We start from the raw sequence: 15,193 nt of genomic DNA, 5'->3' as shown, positions 1-15,193 counted from the left end.
TGGCCTGTGATCTATGACGCTTGGCTATCTAAACTGGATCTCGCTGATGGCGGTGTCGCGGTAGCGGCTGCCCGGATAGACATCCTGCAGGGTCAGGGTGATCCAGGTGACGGGGCCCAGTGCGGGGATATTCAGCCGCTGCATGGCGCCTTGATCCAGCAGCCGGACGGTGCTGTCATAGCCTGTCGAGCTTTGCACGCGCAGGGCGCGCACCCGGCTGTTCTTGGTAAAGATGCTGGGGCTTTTGGTGTAGCCATTGGCCAGCAGGATGGCGTTGATCTGGGTCGGGGCCTGAAAGGCAAAACGCAGGGTCTGGCCGATACCATCGCCGCGCTCGCCTTCGATCCAGGCGGTTTCGGGCCGATTGTCTGCCAGATTGCCGCCGGCGTAGCTATTGCCGGCCTGCGGGGCCAGCAGTGAGGAGACGCAGAGCTGGGCACTGGGCGCGGCGGGGCCGAACTGCCGGTCATAGCAGTCGCGAATGCGCATCTGTGGAAGGGGCCAGTGGCGCAGCTTCGGCGTTGTCGGCCTGATGGAGGGCTGCGCAGGGGCAATTGCAGCCGCCCCCTGTGAAAGCTGCGACAGGGCCTCCAGCGCCAGGGCCATGTAGAAACTATCGGGATAATCCTGGTATTCTTTGACAAAGATGCGCCAGGCTGCCGCGCTGTTCAGCCGCAGGGCCAGGTCATATTTGCGCGCTATCTCTTCCTCGTCCAGTGGTTGCACGGGATTGGTCTGCGGCGCAGGCATGGCAACGATCTGCTGCGGCTGCTGCGGCGTGGGCGGGGCTGCACCGGGCGTGCTGGGGGTTTGGTGAAAGTAGAAATCACCGATGATGGAGCTGGTTTCCCAAGGCACCTGCTGGTCGTCGGTCGCAGCCAGAACCTGCCGTCGGGCCGTCTTGAAAATGGCCTCGATGGTGCGCCCGCCACCTGATGCAATGGCCGCGCTCAGCGCCTGGGTATAGGGCGAATTCTCCTGGGCACCATCCAACGCCACATCGCCGGGCGCGGTGGCATAGGCAATCAGGGTGCCCTTGGGGGCATCCACCGGCGCCAAGCCCCGCGTGGCCGAGCGCGCGCTGCTGGCAAAGGGGTTGTTGCGACAGGCATCCAGAATGACGATGTTGATATCTGCGTTGGAAGAGTTCATCACCTGCAAGAAGCTGTTCACATTGATGGCTTCAAAATCGATTTCATCTTCGCTGGTGATATTGGCATTCACTGGCACCAGATAGTTTTCACCGCGTAGCTGCACCCCGTGGCCCGCATAGTATAGCAATCCGGCCTCGACTGCAGGGCCACGCAATGCCCTGCCAAATTGCAGCAAGGCCCGCTTCATGCTGGTCTGATCCGCATCAATCAGTCGGGTGACGGTAAAGCCAGCTGCGCGCAGGGTGGCAGCCATGGTCGTGGCATCATTGCCAGGGTTTGCCAGTGGCGAGGTATGGGCGTAGCTGGCGTTGCCGATCACCAGCGCGATGCGCTCTTTCGCCTGCAGAGGGGCGCAACTGGTGAAAATCACGATGATGAAAACAGCCAAGCGCCTGTAGACAAGCGTCGCCTGCCCAACCATTCCCTGCCCAAACATCGCAGTCCTTTCTGTTTGCCCCTCACTCTTGTCATACTGTGGCAGAGAACGCGGCGCAGGTCACCATTTTGTCCAAACCGCGCAGTTTGCCGCGCTGCGGCGCTTCTTGGATTGACGCGGTGGCGCAGGCAGAACAAGTTTGCACATGTCTGATTGTTTGCACATCACCCGCTTGCCACGCCCCTATGATGCCGCCCTAGGGGCCGAAACCCGTGATCTGGTCGCGGGGCTAGCGCCTGAGGAGGCGGAGCTGATTGCTGGCACTGCCGGATCCAGCCCCTATCTGCGGCGCCTGATCGAACAGGAAGCCGACTGGATCGGGGGCGCATTGGGCGCGCCCAAATCGGCCCTGGCAGAGATCTTTGCCAGCTGTCGCAGCCTCGCGCCGGATCAGCTGAAGCCGGGGCTGCGTCAGGCCAAGCGCCGGGTGGCGTTGCTGACGGCGCTTTGTGATCTATGCGGTGGTTGGAGCCTGGAGGAGGTGACCGGCGCGCTGACCGATTTTGGTGCGCTGAGCGCGGATGTGGCGATAAAGGCGGAAATTGCCGCCCTGATCCGGCGCAAGAAACTGCCAGGGCTAGACGAGGCGGAGATTGAAACCGCAGGCGGGCTGAGCATCCTCGCCATGGGTAAGATGGGCGCGCATGAGCTGAACTACAGCTCTGATATTGATCTGATCTGCCTGTTTGATGAAACCCGGTTTGAGCCGGATGCGTTCTTTGAGGCGCGCCAGAGCATGGTGCGGGCGACCCGCAATATGTGCGCCACCCTCAGCGATCGCACCTCTGATGGCTATGTGTTCCGCACCGATCTGCGCCTGCGCCCGGATCCGGGCGTCACCCCGGTCTGCCTGGCGATGGAGGCGGCAGAGCGCTATTATGAAAGCCTGGGTCGCACCTGGGAACGCGCCGCCTATATCAAGGCGCGCCCCTGTGCCGGTGATCTGGCGGCGGGCGAGGCCTTTTTGAAAACCCTGCGTCCCTTTGTCTGGCGGCGGCATCTGGATTTTGCCGCCATTCAGGATGCGCATGATATGCGTCTGCGTATCCGGGAAAACAAGGGGACCGGCGGTCCGATCACGGTGCCAGGCCATGACATGAAGCTGGGCCGTGGCGGTATCCGCGAGATTGAATTCTTCACCCAGACCCGTCAGCTGATTGCAGGGGGGCGCGACGAAAGCCTGCGTCTGCGCGGCACGGTCGAGGGGCTGCACGCCCTGGCTGCCCGCGGCTGGATCCCTGACGATGTCGCGGCGAGGCTGAGCGATCATTACCGCGCCCATCGCGACGTCGAGCATCGGATCCAGATGGTACATGATGCCCAGACGCATAGAATGCCCAGTGCAGAAGAGGGCATCGCCCGTGTGGCCTGTCTGATGGGGCAGGATCCGGCAGAGCTGCAGCGCGACATTCACCGCCGTCTGGTAGAAGTGCATGAGCTGACCGAAGATTTCTTTGCCCCGGACGCAGCCGCGCAGCCACGCCCCGAACTGCCCGTCGAGATGGACGAAAGCATCACGGCGCGCTGGCGCACCTATCCGGCGCTGCGCTCGCAGCGGGGGGCGCAGATCTTTGAACGTCTGAAACCGGATCTGCTGGCCCGGCTGTCACGCACGGCAAAACCAGCAGAATCGCTATTGGCGCTGGATGGGTTCCTGGCCGGGCTGCCGGCTGGGGTGCAGTTGTTTTCACTGTTTGAGGCGAACCCGCAACTGCTGGATCTTTTGGTTGATATCGTCGGCACATCACCCGCGCTGGCGGGCTTTCTGTCGCGAAACTCTGGCGTGTTTGACGCGGTGATTGGCGGCTCGTTCTTCGAAGACTGGCCGGGTGGGGCGGTGCTTTGCCAAGAGATGGAGGCGGTTCTCGATCTGGAAGAGGACTATGAGGCCCAGCTGGACGGGGCCCGGCGCTGGTGCAAGGAATGGCACTTTCGCATCGGGGTGCATCACCTGCGTGGCTTGATTGATGGGGCGACAGCGGGGGCGCAGTATGGCGAACTGGCCGAAGCCGTTATCAAGGCGCTTTTGCCACGGGTGATCCGCCAGTTTAGCGTCAAGCACGGCCCGCCGCCGGGCAGTGGTCCGGTGGTGGTGGCCATGGGCTCTTTGGGGGCGGGGCAGATCAACGCGCAGTCGGATTTGGATATCATTGTTATCTACGACCCCGAGGAGGTGGAGATGTCCGAGGGGCGCAAGCCGCTTGGAACCCGCGCCTATTACGCGCGCTTGACCCAGGCGTTGATCACCGGGCTGTCGGCCCCGATGTCGCAGGGGCGGCTCTATGAGGTCGACATGCGGCTGCGCCCCTCGGGGAATATCGGGCCGGTGGCAACCAGCTGGTCCGCCTATAGCCACTATCAACAATCAGAGGCCTGGGTCTGGGAACACCTGGCGCTGACGCGGGCGCGGGGCATCGCCGGAAATCCAGCCTTGCAACAACGCTTTGAAACCTTTCGGCGCAGCCTGCTGGCGCAGGAGCGCGAGGTGCCGACCGTATTGGCCGAGGTCGCCGCCATGCGCCAGCGTCTGGCGGCCGCAAAACGCCCCTCTGGGGTTTGGGATGCCAAGACAGGGGCAGGGCGGATGATGGATATTGAGCTGCTGTCGCAAGCCGGGGCCTTGCTGGCGGGGCGGGGCAGCCTGGATTCAGGCGCTGGTGGCGAGGTGGCCCCCAGCCGTGATGTCGTAGGTGGATTGCAGCAGGCGGTCGCTCGTTGCTGGCTGGATGCCGCAGATGCGCGTCGGTTGCACCAGTCATATGATCTATACTGGTCGGTACAGACAGCCGCGCGACTGATCTCTCAGAGTCCCCTGTTGCAGGAAAATCTGGGCGAGGGCGGTGCGCAGTTTCTGTGCAGCAGTGCGGGCTTTGACTGTCTGGAAGATCTGGAAGCGGCGCTGGAGGCGGCGTATAGGGGCTGTGACGCAATCATTGCGCAGACCTTGCAGGAGGGAGTTGACCATGCAGAGCCTGACAGGGCTGGACGATAAGCAGCTGATCCGCGAGGCCTACCGGATCGAAGGCATCACCGAAAGCCAATGCCGCAGTATTTTTCTCGACTGGGCGCTGAGCCTGCCCACCGGGTTGGATCACCGCAGTGCCATCACCCAGATCTTGGATCACTATAGCGGGGCCCCGGCAGATCATCCGATGACGCAGGTGCTGCGTCAGGGGCTGACTGACATCGGGGAACCACGCCGCCGCGGCGGTTGGCGTACCCGGCCGCGCGACTGATGTGACCGGGCGGGACTGGCCCTGCCTGCATGGTAGTGCCTAGGCAGACCCCTGATGCTGGGGCATGGGCTTTGGTAACAACCACAGCCGTCTGTCCACTGATCTGGCGGCTGTGGCGGCGGGCTGTCACGCCGGTTGCCCCCTTGCCGCGATGGGGATAAGAGAGGGCATGACAGCCTCATCCTCGGCGCCAGAGCGCCCCCGCGTAAAACTCCTGCCCAAAGCCAATGCCCGTGCCCTGCGCCATGGCTTTCCCTGGGTCTATGCCAACGAACTGGTCACCGACCGGCGTACGCGCAAACTCGCGCCCGGCAGCCTGGCCGTATTGCTGGACGAAGCCCAGACACCGATGGGCACGGTGGCGGTGAACCCGACCAGCAAGATCATCTGCCGGATGCTGGACCGCGACCCGGATGCGGTGATTGATCAGGCCTGGTTCCAGGCGCGGATATCTCAGGCGCTTTCGCTGCGTGAACGCCTTTATGATGCGCCCTATTACCGGTTGGTCCACGCCGAGGCCGATGGCCTGCCGGGGGTGGTGATCGACCGCTTTGGCGAGGCCTGTGTCGTGCAGCCCAACGCCGCCTGGGCCGAGGCCCATCTGGAGTCACTGACCGCAGCCCTTGCCGCGGTCACAGGCTGCACCGTGATCCTCAAGAATGCCTCGGGGCGGACCCGTGGTTTGGAAGGGCTCGATGATGAGAGCCTCACTCTGCTGGGGGAGACCCCGACGGCGCCGATGCCAGTGCAGATGAACGGCGCCACCTATATGGCGGATCTGACCGGCGGACAGAAAACAGGGCTGTTCTATGATCAGCGCGACAACCATGCCTTTGCCGCGCGTCTGGTGCCGCAGGGGGGCGATGTGCTGGATGTGTTTTCCCATGTCGGCGGTTTCGGCCTGGCGATGCGTGCCGCCGGCGCTGGCTCTGTTACCTGTGTCGATGGCTCGGCAGCGGCGCTGGATCTGGCGGCACAGGGGGCGGCTGCGGCGGGCTTTGGCGACAGTTTCATTGCGCGTCAAGGCGATGCCTTTGATCAGCTTGCCGCCCTGGCCGAAGAAGGTCGGTTGTTTGATGTGGTGATCTGTGATCCCCCGGCCTTTGCCCCGTCAAAACAGGCGCTGGAGGCGGGTTTGCGCGCCTATGAGCGGATCGCCAAGCTGGCGGCGCCGCTGGTGGCACCCGGTGGCTATCTGGGCCTGTGTTCCTGTTCGCATGCGGCGGATCTATCGCGCTTCCGCAATGCCTCTGCTCGCGGGATCGGTCGCGCGGGACGGCGTGGGCAGCTGATCCACACCGGCTATGCCGGGGCGGATCATCCGCAATTGCCGCAGTTGGCGGAAAGTGGCTATCTCAAGTCTGTTTTCTTTCGCCTGGACTGACCCGGCACCATGAAGTTGCTGCTGGATACCTGCGTGCTCTACCCCACCGTGATGCGCGAAATGCTGATCGGCGCGGCACGGATGGGGGCGTTTACCCCCCTATGGTCAGATCGCATTCTGGAAGAATGGCGCCGTGCGGCGCTGAAACTTGGCCCGGAAGGCGCGGCCCAGGCCGAGGCAGAGGTGGCGCTGATACGCGCCGCCTGGCCGCAGGCGGTGGTGCCGCCTGCGCCGGGGGTCGAGGCCCGGCTCTGGCTGCCGGACCCAGCTGATGTCCATGTGCTGGCCACCGCGATTGCGGGCCATGCCGATGCCATTGTGACGTTGAACAACAAGGATTTCCCCCGCCATACCCTGGCGGAAGAAGGGCTGGAGCGGCTGGGGCCGGATCAGCTGCTGTACGATCTTTGGCTCAAGGACAACGCCAGAATGGAGGCGCTGGGGGCACGGGTTCTGGACGAGGCCAACCGCCTGTCTGGCGGCGGCTGGGAGATCAGGCCCCTGTTGAAAAAGGCGCGGTTGCCGCGTCTGGCCAAGGCGCTGGCCTCGGGCCAGAGCTAGAGCGTTTTCAGCACCTCTGCCGCAATTTCAAAAGAGCGCAGTCGGGCCGCATGGTCGTGGATCTGGCCGGTGATGATCACTTCGTCCGGCGCATATCGCGCGACGATCTGCGACAGCTCTTGCCGGACGGTATCCGGGCTGCCGGTAGCAGAGATGGTGAGCGCCTCATTCACACCCGCCAGCACCGGGGGCGACAGGTGGTCGGCAATATCATCCACCGGGCGCGGCAGTTTTCCGGGCTGGCCAAGGCGCAAGCGGGCAAAGGCCTGCTGCATGGTGGTGCGCAACCGGATTCCTTCGGCGTCGGTCTCGGCAGCAAAGACATTTGCCGCGATCATCGCGTGGGGTTTGTCCAGATAGGCGGAGGGACGGAAATCGCGGCGATAGATCGCCAGCGCGTCCTCAAGCGCCTGCGGTGCAAAATGCGAGGCAAAGGCATAGGGCAGCCCCAGTTGCGCCGCCAGTTGCGCGCCATAGAGGCTGGAGCCAAGAATCCAGACCGGTACATTGCTGCCTTGCCCTGGAAAGGCGCGCACCCTGGCCGCGGGGTCCAGCGGACCAAGAAACCCTATAAGTTCAACCACATCCTGCGGGAAGTTGTCGCCATGTGCAGCGCCGCTTGCCATGCCGCGACGCAGGGCGCGAGCGGTCTGCATATCGGTGCCGGGGGCGCGGCCCAGCCCCAGATCAATCCGGTTGCCATGTAGGGCTGCAAGGGTGCCAAAGGCCTCGGCCACCATATAGGGCGCGTGGTTTGGCAGCATGATGCCCCCGGCGCCAACGCGGATGGTTTTGGTCTGGCTGGCAATATGGCCGATCAGAACGGCGGTGGCGGCGCTGGCGATGCCGGGCATGTTGTGATGCTCTGCCAGCCAGTAGCGGTGATAGCCCCAGCCTTCGGCCTGCTGCGCCAGATCGGTGCTATTGGCAAGGGACTGCTGGATTTCACTGCCCTCGGGTACCGGGGCAAGATCAAGAAGAGAGTAGCGCATAAGGGGGTCCAATTCAGCGTCCAGGAATCAATAGGCTTCCAGTTACAGGAGTGTCTGATCTGGGATGCCTGACGCGCAATGACAAGGGGGCAAGACAAGAATGACGTTGTGTCAGAAACGGGCCAGTCCTCGGGGGCTTGCGCGCCGGGCCGCTGTACTTGCGCCTGCACAGAGCAGGGCGGAAGGCGCGCTGCGCGGGCAGATGTCATCAGTGCTTGTTCCAGCCTGCTTCCAGCCGTTCCAGCGCCGCGATGCGCTCTTCTGTTTTGGGGTGTGACATCAGCCAGGCCGGAGCCATGCCAGCCCGTGATTCGGTCAGGGCCTCAAGTTTGACAAAGAGGCTCTTTTGCGGCTCTAGCCCGATGCCAGCCTTGGTCAGCAGTGCGGCGGCATATTCATCGGCCTCATATTCGTCACCGCGCGACAGTCTCGCGGCAAGCAGATTGGCCAGCAATCCGGCGATCCAGGGGCCAACAAAGGGGATGTAGCGTCCAAGGATCATCATCAATGCAGTGCGAAGGGCGTTCTGGCCTGAGAAATCAATGATGCGTTTCTTGGCGTGTCCCAGCGCCACATGCCCCATTTCATGCGCGATGACCGAGGCAAGCTCGGCGTCGGTGACCTCGCCGCTTTGGTATTTGCGGTAGAACCCACGGGTGATGAAGATCCGCCCATCCGGTGCTGCCAGCCCGTTGACGGGATCAACCTCGTAGATGAACACCGGAATGCGATCAATTTCGAGCGCAGCGGCCATGCGATCGGTCAGGCGGCGCAGCCTGGCATCAGCCAGCTCGGTTGAACGCGCGTCCAGCTCGCGGTGGGTGCGCCAGACCGAAATCCGGTACATGACAAGGCCATAGATCACGGCCAGCAGGATGGGGGTAAAACGCAACATGGGTCAGATATGGGCAGAAAATGCGCGCAGGACAAGAGAGCAGCGGCATCCTGTGCGGTTCGGTCGCCGTGAAAACCACCCTGGTGCGTGGCGTTTTCCTCGGCACTGGTTCCTCGGCACTGGGGGCAAATGGCGCGCGCGATGCGGGGTATGGCACCGATTGCGCAGCCTCGCTGGAGTTTTCACGGTTGCAGACTGGCCTTGGGTAGGGAAGGGTAGGCGTAGGAATAATCCAAAACCAAGAGGGTGCCGGTGCCTGATCCAGATGATATCGATGGCCGTTTACATGGCGAACAGTTTGAACCGGAGGAGCAGGAAGGCCTGCTGACACGGTTGCTTTATATGATCCTGATCGCAGTGATGATTTCGGTGGCCCAGACGGTGCTTGCCACTGCGACGGTGCTGCAGTTCATTGTACTTGCCGTCACCAAAGAGCCAAACGAGCGGCTGGCCGATTTTGGCACCGATCTGGGAATCTGGATCGCCAAGGCGGCGCGCTATCAGATGGTGGCGAGCAATGTGAAACCCTGGCCCTGGAGCGATTTGGACTGACTGACCCGGACTGCCCGATCTGAGCTGGCGGCCAAATTGGCTACCGCGCTCTGTTGCGGCGGGGGATCACGTCGGCAAAACTGGGGGGCTGGCCCTATTTGGTCAGCTCTTTCATGCCGCGTTCCAAGCCATCCAGCGTCATGGGCACCATGCGATCCTCGAATATCTCGCGGATCATGCCGATGGAATGGGTATAGTCCCAGTGTGTTTGCGGTACCGGGTTGATCCAGAGATGCGATTTCCACTGGTCGCGCGCCCGTTCCAGCCAGACCTGACCGGCCTCTTGATTCCAATGCTCATTGGCACCGCCGGGATAGGCGATTTCATAGGGCGACATCGAGGCATCGCCGACAAAGATACATTTGTAATCAGGACCATAGGTGCGCAGCACCTCATGGGTGGGCATCTGCGCGTCCCAACGGCGGCGGTTGTCGCGCCAGACACCTTCATAGAGGCAGTTGTGAAAGTAGAAATATTCCAGGTGTTTGAATTCGGTGCGGGCGGCTGAAAACAGCTCTTCCACCACCTTGATATGCGGATCCATCGAGCCGCCAACATCCAGAAACAACAAGACTTTTACGGCATTATGGCGTTCAGGTCGGGTTTTGACATCCAGGTAGCCATGTTCCGCGGTAGAGCGAATGGTATTGTCCAGATCCAGCTCTTCATGCGCGCCTTCGCGCACCCAGCGGCGCAGGCGCTTCAGCGCCACCTTGATGTTGCGGGTGCCAAGTTCGACATCGCCATCCAGGTTCTTGAACTCGCGCTTGTCCCAGACCTTGACCGCGCGCTGATGGCGGCTTTCTTTCTGGCCGATGCGGACGCCTTCGGGATTATAGCCATAGGCGCCAAAGGGCGAGGTGCCGGCGGTGCCAACCCATTTGCTGCCCCCCTGATGACGGCCTTTTTGTTCTTCCAGCCGCTGTTTCAGGGTTTCCATCAGCTTTTCAAAGCCGCCCATGGCTTCGATCTCGGCCTTTTCTTCCGGCGTCATGTGCTTTTCAGCCATCTTGCGGAGCCAGTCTTCGGGGATGTCCACAGCGTCCATTACGGCGGAATTCGGGATCGATTCCAACCCTTTGAACGTGGCGGAAAACGCGCGGTCGAACTTGTCGATATTGCGCTCATCCTTGACCATGGCGGCGCGGGCCAGAAAATAGAAGGCTTCGATGTCGTAGGTCACCAGCCCCTTTTTCATCCCCTCCAGAAAGGTAAGGTATTCGCGCAAAGACACCGGGATTGCCGCCTTGCGCAGATTTTCAAAAAAGGGCTGAAACATGAAAGAGGCCTTTCGCGACGGTTTAGGCCAGCACGCGATGGATCACGATGGTGGCGATGACCCCGACAATACCAAAGGCGATGGCATAGACAGCGGCATATTGCAGCAAATCGGCTGTATTGCCGCCACGTTTCCGGGCGTTATAGACCCCCAAGAGGATCCCCAGCAGCACTGCACCAATTACGATCATGTCTTCTCCGCCTGTTTTTGCCGCCGAGGGCGCGCCGATATCTGTTGCCTGTTCAGTTGTCCGAGGGGCGCAGTTCCGCGACTTCGCGGATCTTGGACTGCACTGCCCAATCCGGGCCAAAGCCGTAGCGCGCCCATCCCAGGCTGTCCAGTCTGACCGTGTTGGCAGTGGCAAATTGGCCCAGTAGATCCAGGGCCTCGGCCTTGATCAGCATGGCGGTGGCCAAAAGGGCGGCATTTTCCGAGCGATTAGCAGCCGCAAGCGTCGGGGTGATCTGTTCCAGGGCTGCAGCGCCATCGCCACGGGCAATCTGATAGGCGGCCATACGCGGATTGATAATGGCCTGGTGCAGCGCGCTTCCGCGCTGCGCGCGCAGCACATTCAGCGCGGTCTGAAAATGGCGCTGCGCCAGATCTGGTTCATCGGCCTGGATCATCCGCCCCAAGACATAGTGGCTATAGGCGCGGCGGTGATCGGACCAGCCTGCATTGCGCGCCAGGATGACCGCCTGATTGGCGGCCCGTTTGCGCATCCCAAGGCTGCTGCCAGGTCCCAGCGCCGTTTCGATCGCGGCGATCCAGCTGCGCGGGGTCGCGGGCAGGGGGCGGGCGGCGATAGATTCTCCGGCTGGGTTCAGCCGGGCCAGGATCTGGGGCAACTGTGCCGCCACTTCGCTGCGGCTCATGCCGGTGTGCAGTTCAGGCGCATAGCTGGCGCGCAGCACCAGCATGTCAAACCCGGTGAGCACGGTATGAACGTTGTCGTCGTTAAATACAGAGTCGGACAGGCGGTAAAGATCGTTCAACGGACCCACAGCCTGGGCCAGCTCTTCGTGCAGGCAGTCGCGGGCTTCCTGCGGGCTGACGTCTATCGGAACAAAGACGGCAAGTCTCTCGCGGCTGCGCAGGCGCGACCAATCGGTCTGCGGGCTGCGCCGCTTGCGCCGCAGTTCCGCCAGAGAGCCAACATTGGGCACCACAAAACAGGCGGCCTGTGGCAGGGCGCGGTGGATGTCCCGACTGGAAACCGCCTGCACGGTGATCTCTGCCGGTCCGGTGGTGACGCGCTTGATGCTGACCCCGGCCTCCTGGCGTAGGCGGGCCAACAGCCGGTCGAGATCTTTCAGGAATATCTGGCTTGGTCTGCCGGTCACGTGCACCCGGACGGGGCGTTCGAAACGGGTAAAGACGGGCAGCACAGTGCCGCCTTCCAGCTGGAAATGCAGATCCAGAAAATCACGCGCGATATCGCGATTGGACCGCTGCGGCGGCTGCGGGCTCGAGGATGTAAAGACCTTGGCCGGGGGAAGGGTTCTGGCGTTCAGCGCTGCCCGGCTGGCGGGTGTTGCGCCACTTTGCATCTGACCGGCGGGCAGGCCGCAGGCCGCGACAAGAGAGCAGAGGGCCAACACTGTGGCGCTGCGACGCAGGCAAGCAGCCCAGCGTTTGGGGCCTGTATTGCACAGCAGTCCGCAAGACCGCGGGGTGGGCGACAAGATCGGGGTGGTCGGTTGAGATGTCGCGATCACCGCAGGGTCTCCACTCAGGGGGTAAATGCTTCAGAAACGGCGAACAAGGCCCCGGACAGACAGGCTCTTTTCCAATTGTTAGGGCAAGAACCGCAAGATTTGAAGAGGCGAAGCGCGCCCCGCTGTCGCCTGCATAAAAGCGTGACCATCTCGTAGCAGCGAAATCAGTGTTTCACAGGAGAGATCGGCTGATCCCCCCTGCAAATCAGATGTCGCCTGGCGCCGCAACAGGCGTTAGCGGCGGCCGCGTGCCATAAAGGCAAGGCGCTCAAAAAGATGCACGTCCTGTTCGTTTTTCAACAGTGCCCCGTGCAGTTTCGGCAGGGCATCGGCGCCGTCACGGGCCAGATCCTGCGGGGTCAGATCCTCTGCCAAGAGCAGTTTCAGCCAGTCCAGCACCTCTGAGGTGGAGGGCTTCTTCTTCAGGCCGGCCGTGTCGCGAATTTCATAGAACTGCGTCAGAGCCGTCGTGAGCAGCGCCTCTTTGATATCAGGGTGATGCACCGCGACGATTTTTTTCATCGTTTCGGCATCGGGAAACTGGATGTAGTGAAAGAAACAGCGGCGCAAGAAGGCGTCCGGCAGCTCTTTTTCGTTGTTGGAGGTAATGATCATGATCGGCCGATTGACCGCGCGGATCGTTTCGCCGGTCTCGTAGACGTGGAATTCCATCTTATCAAGCTCTTGCAGCAGATCATTGGGGAATTCGATGTCGGCCTTGTCAATTTCGTCGATCAGCAAGACCACTTTCTCATTGGCCTCAAAGGCCTCCCAGAGTTTGCCTTTTTTGATGTAGTTCTTCACATCATGGACGCGTTCTTCGCCCAGTTGGCTATCGCGCAACCGGCTGACGGCGTCATATTCGTACAGGCCTTGCTGCGCGCGGGTGGTGGATTTGACGTTCCACTCAATCATCTTGAGCCCCATGGCGTCAGCCACTTGCCGCGCCAGCTCTGTTTTACCGGTGCCCGGTTCGCCCTTGACCAGCAAGGGGCGTTCCAGCGTGACAGCGGCATTGACCGCAATTTTTAGATCGTCCGTGGCGACGTAGTCTTTAGTGCCCTGAAATTGCATAGTTATAGTCGATCCCCTGCTAGCATTGCCTCGATTTGGCATATTTAGCACGGTTTTAACCTGTGTGCGTCATGATTGTGTAGTGACAATTGGCCTTTCAGGGGATAAACGCAGCGGCATGGGGAGCCAGGATGTATGGCGAAAATTAATGAGACCTACAGAATGAGCGAGACCGAAGGAGCCGAAATGAAACAAGAAATGTTTCTGCCGGAAGATTACCGTCCGGCCGAAGATGAGCCTTTCATGAATGATCGGCAGCTTGAGTATTTCCGTCGCAAACTTCTGAACTGGAAGCAGGATCTGCTCGCTGAAAGCCGCGATACGATTGAGGGCTTGCAAGACAACACTCGTAATATTCCAGATGTGGCTGATCGCGCCAGCGAAGAAACCGACCGGGCACTGGAACTGCGCACGCGGGATCGCCAGCGCAAACTGGTTTCCAAGATCGACGCTGCGATCCGTCGCATTGCCGAAGGCGAGTATGGGTACTGTGAAGTCACCGGCGAGCCGATTTCGTTGAAGCGGCTGGATGCCCGTCCCAACGCCACCATGAGCCTGGAAGCCCAGGAACGTCATGAACGGCGCGAAAAAGTACACCGCGACGATTGATTATTTCGTCAAAGTAAAAAAACCATAGCGCCGGGGCCTGTTGCTCCGGCGTTTTTCGTTTATGGAACCTGTACAAGCGCAACGCAGCGGGCCGCAATGACACTGGAACATTTGAAGATCACGATTGTTGGGGCCGGCATTGGTGGTCTGGCGGCGGCTTTGGTTTTGCGGCGACTTGGGGCGCAGGTCACAGTGCTGGAGCAAAGCGAAGCGGTCTCGGAAGTTGGGGCTGGACTGCAGATTACCCCCAATGGCATGGCGGTTCTGCGGGCGTTGAAGCTGGATGATGCGCTGGCCTGGTGTTCCCAGCGTGCCCGGGCGGTTGTGCTGCGCGGGCATCGGCGCGGGCAAGAGGTGCTGCGCCTGGACCTGGACCAGTATGCTTCTGATCTGCGTTACTATTGCGTCCATCGGGCCGATCTGATCGGTCTGCTGGTGGATGGCGCGCGGGATGCCGGGGTGCAGGTGCGCCTGTTGCAAAAGGTGGATCGGATCACGACCACGGCAGGCCGCCCGATAGTGCATCTTGCCAATGGGGCGCAATGTGGTGGCGATCTGGTGATCGGTGCCGATGGGCTGCACTCTCAGGCGCGCAGGGCGCTGAACACCCCGCAGACGCCTCAGTTCACCGGCCAGGTGGCCTGGCGGGCGATCGTGCCCAATCACAGCGGTCTGCCGCCCGAAGCGCAGGTCTTTATGGGGCCGGGGCAGCATTTGGTGGCCTATCCATTGCGCGATGGATCTTTGATTAATCTGGTGGCGGTGCAGGAACGCCGCGCCTGGGCCGATGAGAGTTGGAATTTTGCGGATGATCCGGAGAACCTGCGCCGGGCCTTTGCCAGCTTTGGCGGGGTGGCGCAGCAGTTGTTGGCGCAGGTGCGTGACTGCGCCCTGTGGGGGTTGTTTCGCCATCCCGTAGCAGCATCTTGGCATCAGGGGGGCGTGGCCCTGTTGGGAGATGCGGCGCACCCGACGCTGCCATTTATGGCCCAGGGGGCCAATCTGGCGCTTGAGGATGCCTGGGTGCTGGGCGCTTGCCTTGAAGAGGCCGCGGCGCAGGGGCGTGATCTGACGGAGGCATTGGCCGCGTATCAAAGCCAGCGCCAAAATCGCGCCGAACGGGTGGTGCAGGCGGCCAGTGGCAATGCCTGGAAATACCACCTGCGGCCCCCGCTACAGTGGCCCGCGCATCAGGTTCTGAAACTGGGCGGCGCGCTCGCGCCGCAGCGTATGGTGGCGCAGTTCGACTGGATTTATCGCCATGATGTCACGGCACAGGCTGCAGCGGCACAGGGCTGAAAGG

Annotated in this window: 15 protein-coding genes; 8 read left to right on the top strand and 7 right to left on the bottom strand. The window is 61.7% G+C overall.

The features are described 5' to 3' along the window. Positions 1-24: 24 nt before the first annotated feature. Positions 25-1,590, bottom strand: coding sequence for a caspase family protein (locus P2081_RS05640; RefSeq protein WP_278921885.1), 1,566 nt, complete (start codon positions 1,588-1,590; stop codon positions 25-27). Positions 1,591-1,735: 145 nt separating this feature from the next. Between P2081_RS05640 and glnE the strand changes: the two genes are divergently transcribed. The 4 genes from glnE to P2081_RS05620 all read left to right on the top strand — a co-directional run bounded on the left by glnE (position 1,736) and on the right by P2081_RS05620 (position 6,771). Further along, positions 1,736-4,582: a bifunctional [glutamate--ammonia ligase]-adenylyl-L-tyrosine phosphorylase/[glutamate--ammonia-ligase] adenylyltransferase gene (gene glnE / locus P2081_RS05635; RefSeq protein WP_278921884.1), complete on the top strand. Its 2,847-nt coding sequence runs from the start codon at positions 1,736-1,738 to the stop codon at positions 4,580-4,582. Then, positions 4,554-4,826, top strand: a complete 273-nt coding sequence (locus tag P2081_RS05630; RefSeq protein WP_278921883.1) for a hypothetical protein — start codon at positions 4,554-4,556, stop codon at positions 4,824-4,826. Before glnE ends, P2081_RS05630 begins: the two co-directional genes overlap by 29 nt. 169 nt (positions 4,827-4,995) lie before the next feature. Next, on the top strand, positions 4,996-6,210 hold the full coding sequence (locus P2081_RS05625) for an RSP_2647 family RNA methyltransferase (protein WP_278921882.1): 1,215 nt from the start codon (positions 4,996-4,998) through the stop codon (positions 6,208-6,210). 9 nt (positions 6,211-6,219) lie between these two features. After that, positions 6,220-6,771, top strand: coding sequence for an RSP_2648 family PIN domain-containing protein (locus P2081_RS05620; RefSeq protein WP_278921881.1), 552 nt, complete (start codon positions 6,220-6,222; stop codon positions 6,769-6,771). Here P2081_RS05620 and P2081_RS05615 read toward each other — a convergent pair. Together P2081_RS05615 and P2081_RS05610 are read right to left on the bottom strand one after the other, a co-directional pair. Further along, positions 6,768-7,763 carry an LLM class flavin-dependent oxidoreductase gene (locus P2081_RS05615; protein WP_278921880.1) on the bottom strand — a complete coding sequence of 332 codons (996 nt, stop codon included), beginning with the start codon at positions 7,761-7,763 and terminating at the stop codon, positions 6,768-6,770. The genes P2081_RS05620 and P2081_RS05615 overlap by 4 nt on opposite strands. Positions 7,764-7,971: 208 nt before the next feature. Beyond that, the gene (locus P2081_RS05610) at positions 7,972-8,658 is read right to left on the bottom strand and encodes a M48 family metallopeptidase (protein ID WP_278921879.1); all 687 of its coding nucleotides are present in this window, start codon (positions 8,656-8,658) and stop codon (positions 7,972-7,974) included. Positions 8,659-8,678: 20 nt separating this feature from the next. Between P2081_RS05610 and P2081_RS05605 the strand changes: the two genes are divergently transcribed. Next, positions 8,679-8,867 carry a hypothetical protein gene (locus P2081_RS05605; protein ID WP_278921878.1) on the top strand — a complete coding sequence of 63 codons (189 nt, stop codon included), beginning with the start codon at positions 8,679-8,681 and terminating at the stop codon, positions 8,865-8,867. Positions 8,868-8,910: 43 nt separating this feature from the next. Then, the gene (locus P2081_RS05600) at positions 8,911-9,210 is read left to right on the top strand and encodes a DUF4389 domain-containing protein (RefSeq protein WP_278921877.1); all 300 of its coding nucleotides are present in this window, start codon (positions 8,911-8,913) and stop codon (positions 9,208-9,210) included. A 94-nt stretch (positions 9,211-9,304) separates the two neighbouring features. Here the strand turns inward: P2081_RS05600 and P2081_RS05595 are convergent, their stop codons facing one another. From P2081_RS05595 to P2081_RS05580, 4 genes are all read right to left on the bottom strand, one after another. Beyond that, complete coding sequence (locus P2081_RS05595; RefSeq protein ID WP_278921876.1) at positions 9,305-10,489, bottom strand: vWA domain-containing protein; 1,185 nt, start codon at positions 10,487-10,489, stop codon at positions 9,305-9,307. Between the two features lie 22 nt (positions 10,490-10,511). Then, positions 10,512-10,679, bottom strand: coding sequence for a hypothetical protein (locus P2081_RS05590; RefSeq protein ID WP_278921875.1), 168 nt, complete (start codon positions 10,677-10,679; stop codon positions 10,512-10,514). 52 nt (positions 10,680-10,731) lie between these two features. After that, complete coding sequence (locus P2081_RS05585; RefSeq protein WP_278921959.1) at positions 10,732-12,108, bottom strand: DUF2927 domain-containing protein; 1,377 nt, start codon at positions 12,106-12,108, stop codon at positions 10,732-10,734. A 333-nt stretch (positions 12,109-12,441) separates the two neighbouring features. Next, positions 12,442-13,281 carry an AAA family ATPase gene (locus P2081_RS05580; protein ID WP_278921874.1) on the bottom strand — a complete coding sequence of 280 codons (840 nt, stop codon included), beginning with the start codon at positions 13,279-13,281 and terminating at the stop codon, positions 12,442-12,444. A 186-nt stretch (positions 13,282-13,467) separates the two neighbouring features. Between P2081_RS05580 and dksA the strand changes: the two genes are divergently transcribed. Beyond that, positions 13,468-13,890, top strand: coding sequence for an RNA polymerase-binding protein DksA (dksA, locus tag P2081_RS05575; RefSeq protein ID WP_232401133.1), 423 nt, complete (start codon positions 13,468-13,470; stop codon positions 13,888-13,890). A 96-nt stretch (positions 13,891-13,986) separates the two neighbouring features. After that, positions 13,987-15,189: an FAD-dependent monooxygenase gene (locus P2081_RS05570; RefSeq protein WP_278921873.1), complete on the top strand. Its 1,203-nt coding sequence runs from the start codon at positions 13,987-13,989 to the stop codon at positions 15,187-15,189. Positions 15,190-15,193: the final 4 nt, after the last annotated feature.

The organism is Pseudophaeobacter profundi, from assembly GCF_029697505.1.
In the GTDB taxonomy this organism is placed as follows: Bacteria; Pseudomonadota; Alphaproteobacteria; order Rhodobacterales; family Rhodobacteraceae; genus Pseudophaeobacter; species Pseudophaeobacter profundi.
This window is presented reverse-complemented; position numbering and strand designations above follow the sequence as displayed.

Coding starts and splice junctions, on each gene's coding strand:
- P2081_RS05630 (WP_278921883.1), top strand. CDS start 4,554: ATGCAGAGCCTGACAGGGCTGGACGATAAGCAGCTGATCCGCGAGGCC.
- P2081_RS05580 (WP_278921874.1), bottom strand. CDS start 13,281: ATGCAATTTCAGGGCACTAAAGACTACGTCGCCACGGACGATCTAAAA.
- P2081_RS05620 (WP_278921881.1), top strand. CDS start 6,220: ATGAAGTTGCTGCTGGATACCTGCGTGCTCTACCCCACCGTGATGCGC.
- glnE (WP_278921884.1), top strand. CDS start 1,736: ATGTCTGATTGTTTGCACATCACCCGCTTGCCACGCCCCTATGATGCC.
- P2081_RS05615 (WP_278921880.1), bottom strand. CDS start 7,763: ATGCGCTACTCTCTTCTTGATCTTGCCCCGGTACCCGAGGGCAGTGAA.
- P2081_RS05605 (WP_278921878.1), top strand. CDS start 8,679: ATGCGCGCAGGACAAGAGAGCAGCGGCATCCTGTGCGGTTCGGTCGCC.
- P2081_RS05610 (WP_278921879.1), bottom strand. CDS start 8,658: ATGTTGCGTTTTACCCCCATCCTGCTGGCCGTGATCTATGGCCTTGTC.
- P2081_RS05640 (WP_278921885.1), bottom strand. CDS start 1,590: ATGTTTGGGCAGGGAATGGTTGGGCAGGCGACGCTTGTCTACAGGCGC.
- P2081_RS05590 (WP_278921875.1), bottom strand. CDS start 10,679: ATGATCGTAATTGGTGCAGTGCTGCTGGGGATCCTCTTGGGGGTCTAT.
- dksA (WP_232401133.1), top strand. CDS start 13,468: ATGAAACAAGAAATGTTTCTGCCGGAAGATTACCGTCCGGCCGAAGAT.
- P2081_RS05570 (WP_278921873.1), top strand. CDS start 13,987: ATGACACTGGAACATTTGAAGATCACGATTGTTGGGGCCGGCATTGGT.
- P2081_RS05595 (WP_278921876.1), bottom strand. CDS start 10,489: ATGTTTCAGCCCTTTTTTGAAAATCTGCGCAAGGCGGCAATCCCGGTG.
- P2081_RS05625 (WP_278921882.1), top strand. CDS start 4,996: ATGACAGCCTCATCCTCGGCGCCAGAGCGCCCCCGCGTAAAACTCCTG.